Raw genomic sequence first — 13337 nt, forward strand, 5'->3', positions numbered from 1 at the left:
ACTCATCGCGACATGGCGGTGAACGTGTCACACTGGCGCGGATCGCCACTGTCGAACCCGCGACGGAACCACCGGGAGCGTTCGGCCGAAGACCCGTGCGTGAACGACTCCGGGCTCACCCGTCCGGTGGCCATCTTCTGCAGGTGGTCATCACCCACCGCCGATGCAGCGCGCAAGCCTTCCTCGAGATCACCCGGCTGCAGCACACCCGCCCGTGCGGCCTCGTGTCCCCAGACGCCCGCATAACAGTCGGCCTGCAACTCCATCGCCACCGAGAGACGGTTCGCCGACGACGGATTGCGCTGCTGTGCGGAACGCAACTGCCGCTCGGTGCCCAGCAGATTCTGCACATGATGACCGATCTCGTGCGCGAGCACATACGCCTGCGCAAAATCACCCGGTGCGCCGAACTGACGGTCGAGCTGGTCGAAGAACGACAGATCGACGTAGACCTTTTGGTCACCCGGGCAGTAGAACGGCCCCGACGCCGACTCGGCCGCACCGCACGCCGACTGCACCGCATCGCGGAACAGCACGAGCTTGGCCGGTTGATACTGCTGCGGCAGCAGGCGCGTCCAGGTGGACTGCGTCGTGTCGAGCACGAACGACACGAACTGCACCATCTGCTCTTCCTGTGGGTCCTGCACCGGCGCCGTCGCGGACGACGAAGCCGAGGGCAGTCCACCGCCGGTGAGCGGCGTGATCAGGTCGCGCTTGAAGATGAGGCTGAGCACGAGCAGCACCACCATGCCTCCAAGACCGACACGCATGCCACCACCGGGGCCGCGCATGCCACCGCCGCCACTCGCACCACGCCGATCTTCGAGATTGTCACTGCGTCCGCCTGGATTCCACCGCATCGTGCCTCCGCATCGTGCACGGGTCCGTCACGGACCGCGCACCGCCTTCATGGTGAGAAACTCCGGATCATCCGCGCCGACCGTCCGCAACCACACGCGAACTTCGGCGATCCGCTCCGGTCCGAATACTCCACGTCCACCCTCGAGCTCGCGCACGAGGCGCAACTCCTGGCCCTCGAGCGTCCACGTGGAGCGATACCGTCCGAAGAAGCTCGCCGTATTCACATTGGACGGCAGATCCACCGTCCAGCCGGCAGGCAACGTGACGCGCCATTCCACGCTCGTCGACACCGGAGGAATGATACGGGCCGCATCGATGGGAAGCATCCGCGGCCGGACCGTGTCGATCTGCGCCAGCAACGCCCGGGTCTGCCGGGCGGGGCCACGCACGGCGGACGGCAGACGCAGCATGCGCGCGCCACCCACCGCCCGGACGGTTTCCGGCAGACGCGCGTGATACTGCAGGCGGGGAGATGTCGCCATATCCCGGCCGTAGCTGCCCTGCAGGGAATCGATCACCACTGCCGTCATCGCTTCCTGACCGGCGAGTCGCTGCGCGAGCCCCCGCACGGCGGTGGCGCGCCGCGTGGGATCACCAGCCGCCACCAGCATGGCCCGCAGCAGCGGCGCCTGGGTGCCGTCCGCCTCTTCCGTCACCGTGCCCACGGCAGCGCCAGTGCCGTCCACCGCGGACAGAAACCGTATCACGGCCCGGTTGGAATCGGGTGACGAGGCGGGCAATGTGATCGATCGCGCGGTGCCGGTGGTCGAGACCTGCACGGCAAAGGCTCCCTGATACGATTCGGGGATGTCCCCGTAGGGGAAGACGTCGGCGGTGAGATCGGTATAACGCCAGCGTTCACCCTCACGCACCGCGGCGATCACATGATTGAACTGGAAGATGCTCGGCACCGCTGCGTCGGGACGACCGTTCAGCGCGAGCACCACGGGTTCGGCCTCGATACCCGCGCGACGCAACAGCGCGATGAAGAGCGTTGCTTTGTCCTTGCAGTCGCCGAAGCCCGTACGCAGCACCTCGTCGGGTGTCCGCGGCTGGTAACCGCCGATGCCGAGGGCCACGGACACATACCGCACATCCTGCGTCACCCAGCGATGCCATGCGCGCAGGGAATCGAGACGACTGCGCGGTTGACTCGCCGCCATCACCGAATCCGCCACCCGGCCCACGGCCGGTGAGACGACATATCGATCGCGTGCCAGTGTGTTGTACCACGACGCCATCCCGTTCCAGTCCCCCGGAGCGGACACCGTGATCGACTGGGCGATGCCATTCGAATCGGCGGCGAAGGGTTCCGCCCGCAGCGGCATCTGGTCGATGGCCGTCCATTGAAAGCGGTGCCGTCCTTCGCGTTCATCCTCCTGCCGACGCGCGACGAGATTGCGCTCGACGATGTGTGGCAGAATTCCCGCCGGCATGTCGAGGGTGAAAGACGAGCGACGCACCGGGAACACGCCATTGAGCGCCCACCGATGCAGGAAATCACCGGGCCGCGGCGATGCCTGCTCCTCGAGCGTGAACGCGATGTCCACGATGGTGTTCACCCCCACCCCGGCGAGAGAGAGGCGACGTATCCGCTGATCCTGATAGATCGGCGCATTCATCGCGGCCGGCACGTCGGCATCCTGCTCCTGCGCCGGACGGTCGCTGATCACCTCACCGTTCGGGCGCAGCACACGCACCCAGCGGATCGTCAGCCGTTGATGGGTGCGCGAGAACGTGAGCGCACGTTCGCCAAGCGCGCGGATGCCGTTGGCGTCGAGCACCTGCATCACCTGTCGCACCTCGTTGCGCCAGGTGCCATCGCGCTCCACACGGAGCACGCCTTCATCGAGCAACACCACGAACGGTGCGCCACGCACCCGTGCGGGATCGAACGCGAGTCGCACGATCGAATCGGACGGGGCCGCGGGCAATGCCGACGCCGGCTGTGCCCGCATGGATGCCGCGGACACCCCCATCATGGATACCACGAACACCGCGCACGCCGGGACGCGCCGGAGCTGTTGAAGCAGCTGCATCCCCAACAATAACCCCGGCGCGTGGGCTGTCAGCAGACAGGGCCGACGGCCCGCTCCCGCCGGTTCGCCGTCAGCGGAGCGTCGGCAGACCGTCAGCGCCCGCCAATAACCGTCAGCGACCGTCAGCGACCATCAACAGCCTGCCTCATGCCGCCATCGACCCGGCGTCCCTGGCAAAGGCCAGGCTGACGGCGCGACGGGCCCCGCGTTTGAGCGCACGGTGCACGGCCCGGGCGTGACGCACGAAGTTCTCTCCCGCCCAGGGATGCCGCGCAAAGAACTCGAACGGCAACTGATCGCCCTTGAGCCGGTTGCAGGGGCCACAGGCCGCCACGAGGTTGCCCGGATCGTGAGCACCGCCGTGGGCGCGGGGCATGACATGGTCGAGCGTGGCCGTGTCCATCGAGAGCGGAGTGGCGCAGTAGACGCACCGATGTCCACAATCCCGCAGCGCCGCTTTGCGCAGCGCCTGCTTCAGACACAACAGCGGAAACGCCAGACGTGCCGGCCGTGAAACACCGGCACATACCGAGCGGGATTGGCGGTGCCCACCGCCGCGCCCGCACTTGCGCCCATACTGGCGGGGGTCCACAAACGACGACGCCCCGGCGGAGGCGGTCAGCCTCACGTCGGGGCGATTCACAGAATTTCGGCGAGACGCGCGCATCATCCTCCTGGTGACATCACACAACGTGATCCTGGAGACTGCCCGATGTTCGACGACGCCCGCATGTTGGATCACGTTCCTGCTCCCGTCAAGAGCGGCCGGCCCCCGACACGGCCGAAGCGCGATCACGATCACTTCACGATCACGTCACGACTTTTTCTGTCCTCCGCGCGCCAGCGGATCCCGCAACATGCTCCCGATCCGTGCGGCCATGCCGTCGAGCTGCTGCCGGTTGGGCATGAGCGAGGCACCGAACGGCAGCGAGATGTCGAACCCGTCCCCTTCCCGGCGCGGGATGAGATGGATGTGATAGTGCATGACGTCCTGCCCCGCCGCGGCGCCGGAATTCACCACCACATTGATGTCCGGCGCCCCGGAGGCCGTCTGGATGGCCGGAATGAGCGTGAGCGCGACCTCGAACAGATGGGTGGCCAGCGTTTTGGGCATGTCCTGCAGCACTTCGTAGTGCTCCCGCGGGACGACCAGCACATGCCCCGGGTTGACCGGCTGGATATCGAGGAAGGCCATCGCCGTCGCATCCTCGTAGCAGATCGACACCTCGGCCGCGCCGTGGATGAGATCGCAGAAGATGCAATGACCGGTGGACGGCTTGAGTGGGGCGGTGGGCGCGTGCATGGCGCGGATAGGGGCAGAAGCGATGAGGCGAGGGACTCTCGTGCCAACCTGTCAACCGGTGCGCGCGCAGGCAAGACGAACGTTCCACGTCAACCCCTCCAGGGGGCCGCGCGTTTCACTAAGTTGAACTGTTGCCCGTTTTCCGTTCGTCCCCCCAGAGCCTACCGATGGCCACTTCGACCCGTCCGAGCCGCGCCCGCCAGGCGGCGACTTCAGAGCCGACGCCGAGCGCGCCCGCCCTCTCGCGCGAGCAGCTGCTCGATGCGTTCCGCGTGATGTACACCTCACGCCGACTCGACGACAAGGAAATCCAGCTCAAGCGCCAGAACCGCATCTTCTTCCAGATCTCCGGCGCCGGACACGAAGCGATCATGACCGCCGCGGGCCTGGCCACCAAGCCGGCCTACGACTGGTTCTATCTCTACTACCGCGACCGCGCACTCTGCCTGCAGCTGGGCATGACGCCGGCCGAGATGCTCTACAGTGCCGTCGGCGCGGCCGTCGATCCGAATTCGGGCGGCCGTCAGATGCCCAGCCACTGGGGGCACAAAGACCTGAACATCGTCTCGGTCTCCTCGCCCACCGGCACGCAGTTCCTGCAGGCCGTCGGCAGCGCCGAAGCCACGTTGCGCGCCGCGAAGACCGACCTGGCCGACGACAGCTTCCATGGCGACGAAGTCACCATCGTCACCACCGGTGACGGCACGACCTCCGAAGGCGAGTTCTGGGAGTCGCTCAACACGGCCTCCAACCTCAAGCTGCCGGTCGTCTACATCGTCGAGGACAACGGCTACGCGATCTCGGTGCCGGTCGAAGTGAACACCGCCGGCGGCTCGATCTCCAAGCTCGTCGCGTCGTTCCCGGGCCTCTACATCCAGGAAGTCGACGGCTGCGATCTGCTGGCGTCGTACGAGGTCATGCAGCGCGCGGTGCAGTACGCCCGCGAGCGCAAGGGACCGGCGCTCGTGCACGCCAAGGTCATCCGCCCGTACTCGCACTCGCTGTCGGACGACGAAGTGTTCTATCGTCCGCCCGAGGAGCGGGAAGCCGATGCGGCGCGCGATCCGATCACGACGTTCCCTGCCTGGCTCATCGCCGAGGGGCATGCCACCGAAGCCGAGATCCAGGCCATCCGCGATGCGGCCGACGCAGAGATCCTCGCCGCCACCGACGACGCGCTCGCGCAGCCGCAGCCGGCGCCGGACACGGTGACCTATGCCGTGTACTCGCCCGATGTGGACCCCACGTCGGAACGCTTCGACACGGAAGACGATCCGCAGTTCAGCGGCGAGCCCACCACCATGGTGGATCTGCTCAACGCCTGCATGCGCGACGAGATGGCCCGCGACGAACGCATCCTCGTGTTCGGTGAAGACGTGGCCGACGTCTCGCGCGAAGAGTACCTCGGCAAGGTCAAGGGCAAGGGCGGGGTGTTCAAGGTGACCCACGGCCTGCAGAGCAAGTTCGGCGGTGCGCGCGTGTACAACTCGCCGCTCGCCGAAGCCAACATCATCGGACGCGCCATCGGACTCGCGCACCGCGGCTTCAAGCCGGTGGTCGAAATCCAGTTCTTCGACTACATCTGGCCGGCCTTCATGCAGTTGCGTGGTGAACTCGCCACCATGCGCTGGCGTTCGAACAACGCGTTCACCGCACCGGTGGTGGTGCGCACCACGTACGGCGGCTACATCCGCGGCGCCATCTATCACTCGCAGACGGGCGCGTCGCTGTTCACGCACAACCCCGGCCTGCGTGTGGTGTGCCCGAGCAATGCGCTCGACGCCAACGGTCTCTTGCGCACCGCCATCCGCGGCGACGACCCGGTCATCTTCCTCGAGCACAAGCACCTGTACCGGCAGACGTACAACAAGGGGCAGTATCCCGGCCCCAACTTCATGATCCCGTTCGGCAAGGCGTCCATCCTGCGTGAAGGTTCCGACATCACGCTCGTGACGTACGGCGCCACCGTGCAGCGTGCGCTGGTGGCGGCCAAGCAGATCGCCGACGAAGGGGGCCCGAGCGTGGAGGTCATCGACCTGCGCACGCTCTCGCCGTGGGATGAAGAGACCGTGTTCAACAGCGTGAAGAAGACGGGCCGGGTCATCGTGGCCACCGAAGACTCGCTGTCGTTCGGGTACGGCGCGGAGATCGCCGCGAAGATCGCCGACGAATGTTTCGCCTGGCTCGACGCCCCCGTGCGCCGCATTGCCAGTGCGGACGCGTGGGTGGGCTACGCCCCGCAGCTCGAAGACGCCACGCTGCCGCAGGTGGAGACGTTCCGTCAGGCGTACGTGGAACTCGCGGCGTATTGACGGTGGTCGCCTAGCGAAGAACCCCCGATCCACGAGATGTGGATCGGGGGTTCTGTCGTTCGTATCCGCCGTTCAGTTCTTCTTCTTTCTGAGCAGACCGCCGAGCCCCTGCTTGAGCGCGTCCGAGGCCGAGCCCTTCTCCTCGGCCTTCTTGCCGTCCTTGCCCTCGGCGGCCTTCGCGCTGTCCATCGACGCCGCCATGTCCGCCATCATCTTGCTCATGTCCACGACCTCGTATCCCTTGGGGACTTCGAACATCGCGGCATCGATGGAGCCGGCCTTGATGTCGGTCACTTCGGAAGTGATGGTGTCCGCGGTGACCTTGCCCTTCTTGTCGGTCTGCTTGGACCAGGTGATGGTGCGGAGCGCGATCCCCGACTTCGCGTACTCGTTCGCGTACTTCTTCATCTCCGCTTCGAGTTCGGGATTCGTGGCTTTCACACCCGACGCGAACGACCGTGCCCACCGCTCCATGTCCTTGGCGCCCAGATCCATGCCCTGGGCAATCCACTGATCGCTGGAGTCGGCTGTGGTGATCTTCTGATCGGGCATCATCATGGCCTTGAGCTCCATCGTGCTCGTGTACCACGTGCGCACCTTGCGGGTCTTGTAACCCAGAATGGTTTCGCCCGCGCCCATGTCCTTGAAGCGGAAGGACGTGTTGCTCATGGTCATCTTGAGCATCGGGTTGTTCATCAGCGCGCCGAAGCCGCTGCCGAAACCCTCAGCGCTCATGACCATGGCCTTTTTGTCCTTCGGGTTCACGATGACGAATTTGCCGGCATCGCCCTGCACGAGTACGTAGCCGTTCTTCTCCCCGAGCGGCGTGACACCCTCCACATAGTCCATGCGGATGTTGCCATCCTGCATGCGCACGGTGGTGAGCATGTTGCGCGATTCGCGCGTACGCTTGTCGCTGCTGGAGGAGGTCATGCGGTAGGTGAACGTCACGCCCGACGCCACGGGCGTGGGCGTGGGCGGCACGGCGGACCTGGGCAGCGGTTTGGCGGCGGTCAGCAACAGCGAACCCACCACCAGCCCGGTAGTGGCGCGGAACGTCATGGTCATCATGGAATCCTCATCGTCGAAGAGCGGTCACGAACGTGGACGCGCCGAACCAACCATTTGAAACTATGCGGCCCGGGTCGGGGGGCAAGGAACGGGCCGGGAGTGTGACGAAAGGGGTGTTTGTGCTACATGGGCCCGCCGTCACGCCGCGATAGTCGGGACTTCGTAGTCACGGAACTGCGCGTCACGCGTGACGATGGTCAACCCCTCGTCCTGCGCCTGCGCAATCAGGAGACGATCGAAAGGGTCACGGTGAACGGGAGGCAGACCCTGCAGTCGCTGCGTGTGTCGGAAGAGCACGGGCAACTCCCGAAAGCCCGACGCAACCACCGCTTCGTCAACCCGACGTGAACCCACCGCACGACCGAGCGCCCGTTTGATCTCGACTTCCCACGCTGTGGCAGCGGAAACGAATACCATGTCCGCCTCGTGAATGGCTCGCTGCGCCTCGTTTGAGAGGGGCATACCCGAATCCCACCAGATGAGCACGTGGGTGTCGAGCAGCAGATTCATTCGTCCGTACCTTCGAATACCTCCAGCAACTCCTGCGGCAGTGGTGCATCGAAGTTGCGACGGATGCCCCACTGCCCACGCCCCTGTCCCGGTATGCGCTTCGCCTTCTCATCCTCGAGCGGCATCAAACGGGCCAGCGGACGGCCAGACTTGGTGATGAGAATTTCCTCTCCCGCCGCCGCGCGATCCACGAGCGATGAGAGATTCGTCTTGGCCTCGTAGAGACCCACCGATTCACGAACGACTTTCGCTGCCATACTGCTAAATATTCATATTGACCAAATTGGTCAACATCAGCCACATCCCGGTTCTCAGCGCGAGTAGCGACCCTGCGCGTATCTTCGGACGTCCCTTCTTCGATTGGAGCTCCGATGTCCTCGCCTTTCCGGCGCGCTCTGCTTCGGGTCACCCGTCTGCCGAGCTCGGCAGCGCTGGCCGCCGTGGTAACGCTCGCGCCCGTGATCCCCAATGGGCGCATCGCCGCCCAGGGCCCGACCCATCCCATCACCGCCGCCGACATCTCGGCCTGGAAGACGCTCCGCGGTGCCACGTTGTCCAACGACGGTGCCTGGTTCGCCTATGTCGTCGCTCCCAATGAAGGCGACGCCGAGGTGGTGGTGCGACAGACCGCGGCCGGCGGCAAGGAGATGCGCTTCCCCGTCGGGGAGGCGCCAGCGGCGGCCGGTGGTCCGTTCGGCGGCGGCTCGCTTCCGGGGCTCCAGCTCTCGGGCGACGGCAAGTGGGTGGCCATGCTGGTGTATCCCAAGGCCGCCGAGCAGAAGCGCCTGCGCCAGCAGCGCCGGCCGGTGGTGAGCAAGGCGCTGGTGGTGAACCTCGTCTCCGGTGAGACGCGGGAATTCGATCGGGTGCGTCGCATCGCCTTTGGCGGGGACGCCCCGAAGTGGCTGGCCATGCAGGCGTACGGACCTGACGCCCCGGCCGGGGGTGGCGGAGGTGGCGGTGGTGGTCCCACCGCCGGCGCGCCGGGCATGGGCGGCAATCCGCTGGGTGGTGGCGGTGGACGCGTGGAAGGCACGGACATGCTGCTGTACGAACTCGGCGCGGGCACGCTCTTCAACGTGGGCAACGTTGCCGACTTCTCCTTCGACGACAAAGGCCGCTGGCTCGCCTATACCATCGATGCGCGTGAACAGGCCGGCAACGGCGTGCAACTGCGCGAACTCGCCACCGGTGTCGTGAAGTCCATCGACGCGGGCAAGGCGCTGTATCGCCGTCTCACCTGGAGCGATACGCTGCCCGCGTTCGGATTTCTCAAAGGTACGGCCGATAGCGCCGGCACCGACACGACATGGGCCGCCATGGGCGTGTCCCGCGTGGGAGCTCCCACGCAGCAGATGGTGACTGTTGGACTGGGCGGAAAGGCCATACTGCCTATCGGTATGGAAGTGAGCCCCGATCGTGCGCCGCGCTGGTTGGAGCAGCAGGACGCACTGCTCATCGGCCTGCGTGTGGCCACGTCGCCGTTGCCGCGCGCCGAGCTGCTCGAAGACGACGAGCGTCCGACGCTCATTCTCTGGCACCACAAGGATCCGCGTCTCCAGAGCATGCAGTTGGTACAGGAACAGGCGGACAAGGGCTTCTCGTTCATGGCCACGTACCTGCCGGCCACGCAGCAGGTCGTGCAGCTCACCAACGCCGAGGTGCGCACGGGCACCGTGACCGCCCACGACCGCTGGATGCTGAGCAGCGAGAACCAGCCGTATGAGCGTCAGGCCAGCGTGGACGGCATCCAGTATCGCGATGTGTATCTCACCGACATGCGCACCGGCAATCGCGTGGCGGTGAAGAAGCAGATGCGTGGTTACTCCTCGCTGTCGCCGGATGGTCGTACCGTGCTGTTCTGGGACGACGGCAACTTCCACGCGTACGATGTCGCGACGAAGGCCGTCACGAATGTCACGGCCGGTGCACCGACGTCGTTTATCGACACCGAGGACGATCACAACGTCGATCGTCCGTCCACCAATGTGATCGGCTGGAGCCGCGACGGTCGCTTCGCGCTGATCAGCGACAACTACGATGTGTGGCGCGTGGGCATGGCCGGCAGGAGCTGGGCGAACCTCACCGGCAACGGCCGGGCGGAACGCATCCGCTACAGCCGCGTCGTGTACACCGACCCCACCGATCGCACGATCGATCTCGCCAAGCCGTTCTACATGGTGGCGATGCAGGCGCGCACGAAGAAGGAAGCCGTGGTGCGCATCGATCCGGCGAAGAACGGCGTCATGGCCGTGACCGGATGGCGCGATGCCCGGCATGCGCCGATGCGCGCGCGCAATGCGGAGGTGTGGGTTTCCACCATCCAGACCTCCACGCGTTTCCCCGACTACTGGCGGGTGAGCTTCGGCGCCAACGCGCTCACCGACTCGGTGCGTCTCTCCGATGCCAATCCGAACATGAACGGCGTGGCGTGGTCGGCCGGTTCGCGCCTGGTGAACTACGTGACCGACAAGGGCGATTCGCTGCAGGGCGCGCTGTACCTGCCCGCGGGATACGAAGAAGGCAAGAAGTATCCGACGCTGACGTTCATCTACGAATTGCAGTCGGACAATCTCAACACCTTCTACTCGCCCACGTTCTCGAGCTCACCGAACGCACTGATCGGCGTGCACACGTCGCGCGGCTACGCGGTGTTCCTGCCCGACATCGTGTACAAGCTCAACGATCCGGGCATGAGTGCCGTGTGGAGCGTGGTCCCGGCCGTGAAAGCGGCCATCCGTACCGGCATCGTCGACTCGGCCAACGTCGGACTGCACGGGCACTCGTGGGGCGGGTATCAGACGTCGTTCCTGGTCACGCAGACCAACATCTTCAAGAGCGCCGTGGCCGGCGCGCCGCTCACCGACATGGTGAGCATGTACAGCTCGGTGTACTGGAACACCGGCGGAACGAACCAGGCGATCTTCCAGAGTTCGCAGGGACGTTTCAAGGGCAACTTCATCGAGAACCGCGAGGCCTACGAGCGCAACTCGCCCAACCGGTTCGCCGACAAGGTGCAGACGCCGCTCATCATCCTGCACGACGACAAGGATGGCGCGGTGGACTTCAATCAGGGCATCACGTACTACAACACGCTGCGGCAGCTGAACAAGGACGTGATCCTGCTGGAGTACGTGGGCGAGAATCACGGTCTGGCGCAACTGCGCAACCGCAAGGACTACTCGCAGCGGCTCATGGAGTACTGGGACTCGTACCTCAAGAACCAGCCGGCGCCGGAGTGGCTGAAGAATGGCATCCCGCGGCTCAAGATGGACGAGCACCTGCGCGAGCAGAAGAAGAAGCTCGAGGCGAAGAAAGTAGCCATGTGAAATAGGGAAGTGGGTTGATATCAAAAGGGAGCAGGGAGGAGCTGGTCAGGAAGCAGATCGATAGGAACCGCTATTGATCTCCCCCCTGACCAGCTCCTCCCTGCTCCCTTTTGATATCAACCCACTTCCTTAAAAACCCCTGTACGTATAATTCCGAGTGTTCTTATCCTTATTCCCCGTGAATACTTCGAACGTACTAGTTGATAGGCGTTCTCATCCAACACGGAGGCAAGCATGGCGGAAGAGTTTCCGCACGTGCACGAAGAGATGCTGTTCGAATCCCGGCGCGGTTTCGTGCGTTGCTGTCGCGCATGTGGCGCGTTCGAGCTGCGGTTCGGCAATGCCATCCTCTCCATGAATGCCGCCGACCTCTCTGCCCTCACCGACACCGTCGCCGCCTACGATACCGGCCGCATGCGACCCGGTAGCACCCCCAGTGATCATGCCGTGATCTGGCTCGGGCACAATGGCGCCGGTTTCCGGTTCCGTCGCGAAGAGGTCGCCGAACTCCATCGCCTGCTCGCCGGCGCCCGTCTCTTCGCCAATCTGGGCGCGGAGATCGCCGCCGACGACGCCCCCATTCTCGACGATCCCACTGACACCGCCGCCCGGCGGTGGTCCCCCCTGGAGGAAGACTGATGAGCCGTCTTGGTCCCCGTGTGAAGATCATTCGCCGCCTGGGCATCCAACTCCCTGGCCTTACGGCCAAGGACGCGGAACGCCGCCCCTACCCGCCGGGACAGCACGGGCAGGCCACGGCCCGCCGCCGCAAGGTCAGCCTGTACCGGCAGCGTCTCGAGGCCAAACAGGCGGTACGCTTCCACTACGGCATCTCGGAGAACCAGCTCCGCCGCACGTATTCCATGGCCAAGACACGCCCCGGCCGCACCGGCGACGTGATGCTCGCCATGCTCGAATCGCGGCTCGACAACGTGGTCTTCCGACTCGGATTCGCGCGCACCATTCCCGCCGCCCGCCAGCTCGTCGTGCACGGCCATATCCACGTGAACGGCAGCCGCGTCGACCGGCCCGGCTATCGCCTCCGCACCGGCGACATGATCAAGCTCGATCCGCGCATGGCCGAGAATCCGCACATCATCGAGCAGCTTTCGCGCGGCCCGCAGGTCAAACTGCCTGGCTGGCTGGCCAAGACGGACGACACCCCGCTCGAAGGCCGCATGATCTCGCCGCCGACCCGGGAAAGCGTGCCCTTCGCGGTCAATGATGCGGCGATCGTGGAGTACTACGCCCGGTAATAAGGATTCTTCGTTTTATATCAAAAGGGAGCAGGAGGGAGTTGGCCAGGATGGAGATCAATAGTGGTTCCTATCGATCTCCTCCCTGATCAGCTCCTCCCTGCTCCCTTTTGATATGAAACCCAGAGTCCTTAATGCTTCATGCCGCCGCCACACCCCTCTTCGAGCACCTCGAACTTCTCGTGGAGCGTGGCGAGCGCGGTCTTGAGGTCGACATCGGAGGCCTTCCTGGTCACCAGGGTGGCCACCTTCTCCGTCTCGGCGGGCAGCGCGGCCTGGGCCTTGGCCAGCTCGGGCTTCTGGCAGCTCGCCGGCGCCTTCGACGCGGCCACGACTTTGGCGGCGGCCACCATCTCGGCGGCCTTGGCCCGGATGGGCGCCATATCGTTGTTCTGCTTGGCCGGGTGCCAGGTGGCCATCATCAGCATGTGGTAGGCATCCAGCTCCTTCCACGCCTCGGCCTTGGCGCCGTGCATGGCCGAGTGATCCATCTTGCTGTGGTCCATCGCCGGGGGCTGCTTGGCCGGCGGTTGCTCCTGCGCGCCCACCAGGAAAAGCGGCGCGAGCACCAGGGCCATCGTCATCGCGGTCGCGACCGTGCTCCTGACTGCAGTACGACCGGCCATCATCAAAACCGACATCGGGATTCTCCGGAA

12 protein-coding genes are annotated in these 13337 nt (G+C 65.2%); 4 read left to right on the forward strand and 8 right to left on the reverse strand.

Annotation, left to right across the window (positions count from 1 at the left end):
• Positions 1 to 2: 2 nt before the first annotated feature.
• The 4 genes from WG208_RS02680 to WG208_RS02695 all read right to left on the reverse strand — a co-directional run bounded on the left by WG208_RS02680 (position 3) and on the right by WG208_RS02695 (position 4203).
• Positions 3 to 860 carry a neutral zinc metallopeptidase gene (locus tag WG208_RS02680; protein ID WP_337169771.1) on the reverse strand — a complete coding sequence of 286 codons (858 nt, stop codon included), beginning with the start codon at positions 858 to 860 and terminating at the stop codon, positions 3 to 5.
• 27 nt (positions 861 to 887) lie between these two features.
• Positions 888 to 2900 (reverse strand): DUF3857 domain-containing transglutaminase family protein, encoded by a 2013-nt coding sequence (locus tag WG208_RS02685; RefSeq protein WP_337169772.1) that lies wholly within the window; start codon positions 2898 to 2900, stop codon positions 888 to 890.
• A 145-nt stretch (positions 2901 to 3045) separates the two neighbouring features.
• Positions 3046 to 3384, reverse strand: a complete 339-nt coding sequence (locus tag WG208_RS02690; RefSeq protein WP_337169773.1) for an HNH endonuclease signature motif containing protein — start codon at positions 3382 to 3384, stop codon at positions 3046 to 3048.
• Between the two features lie 330 nt (positions 3385 to 3714).
• Positions 3715 to 4203 (reverse strand): HIT family protein, encoded by a 489-nt coding sequence (locus WG208_RS02695; protein WP_337169774.1) that lies wholly within the window; start codon positions 4201 to 4203, stop codon positions 3715 to 3717.
• A gap of 167 nt (positions 4204 to 4370) precedes the next feature.
• Here WG208_RS02695 and WG208_RS02700 point away from each other — a divergent pair, with 167 nt between their 5' ends.
• Entirely contained in the window at positions 4371 to 6515 is a 2145-nt protein-coding gene (locus WG208_RS02700) for a dehydrogenase E1 component subunit alpha/beta (protein ID WP_337169775.1), read from the forward strand.
• A 72-nt stretch (positions 6516 to 6587) separates the two neighbouring features.
• Here WG208_RS02700 and WG208_RS02705 read toward each other — a convergent pair whose 3' ends face one another.
• The 3 genes from WG208_RS02705 to WG208_RS02715 form a co-directional block, all read right to left on the reverse strand.
• Entirely contained in the window at positions 6588 to 7583 is a 996-nt protein-coding gene (locus tag WG208_RS02705; RefSeq protein ID WP_337169776.1) for a DUF4412 domain-containing protein, read from the reverse strand.
• Between the two features lie 141 nt (positions 7584 to 7724).
• Complete coding sequence (locus tag WG208_RS02710; protein ID WP_337169777.1) at positions 7725 to 8096, reverse strand: type II toxin-antitoxin system VapC family toxin; 372 nt, start codon at positions 8094 to 8096, stop codon at positions 7725 to 7727.
• A complete protein-coding gene (locus tag WG208_RS02715) occupies positions 8093 to 8353 on the reverse strand; it encodes a type II toxin-antitoxin system Phd/YefM family antitoxin (protein WP_337169778.1) in 261 nt (86 codons plus the stop codon). Before WG208_RS02715 ends, WG208_RS02710 begins: the two co-directional genes overlap by 4 nt.
• A gap of 114 nt (positions 8354 to 8467) precedes the next feature.
• Between WG208_RS02715 and WG208_RS02720 the strand changes: the two genes are divergently transcribed.
• The 3 genes from WG208_RS02720 to rpsD all read left to right on the forward strand — a co-directional run bounded on the left by WG208_RS02720 (position 8468) and on the right by rpsD (position 12681).
• Entirely contained in the window at positions 8468 to 11425 is a 2958-nt protein-coding gene (locus tag WG208_RS02720) for a prolyl oligopeptidase family serine peptidase (protein ID WP_337169779.1), read from the forward strand.
• Positions 11426 to 11659: 234 nt separating this feature from the next.
• Positions 11660 to 12064, forward strand: coding sequence for a hypothetical protein (locus WG208_RS02725; RefSeq protein ID WP_337169780.1), 405 nt, complete (start codon positions 11660 to 11662; stop codon positions 12062 to 12064).
• Positions 12064 to 12681, forward strand: a complete 618-nt coding sequence (gene rpsD / locus WG208_RS02730; RefSeq protein ID WP_337169781.1) for a 30S ribosomal protein S4 — start codon at positions 12064 to 12066, stop codon at positions 12679 to 12681. Before WG208_RS02725 ends, rpsD begins: the two co-directional genes overlap by 1 nt.
• Positions 12682 to 12812: 131 nt before the next feature.
• Here the strand turns inward: rpsD and WG208_RS02735 are convergent, their stop codons facing one another.
• On the reverse strand, positions 12813 to 13322 hold the full coding sequence (locus WG208_RS02735) for a hypothetical protein (protein ID WP_337169782.1): 510 nt from the start codon (positions 13320 to 13322) through the stop codon (positions 12813 to 12815).
• Between the last annotated feature and the right edge of the window lie 15 nt (positions 13323 to 13337).

The sequence above is a fragment of the Gemmatimonas aurantiaca genome (genome assembly GCF_037190085.1).
In the GTDB taxonomy this organism is placed as follows: Bacteria; Gemmatimonadota; Gemmatimonadetes; order Gemmatimonadales; family Gemmatimonadaceae; genus Gemmatimonas; species Gemmatimonas aurantiaca_A.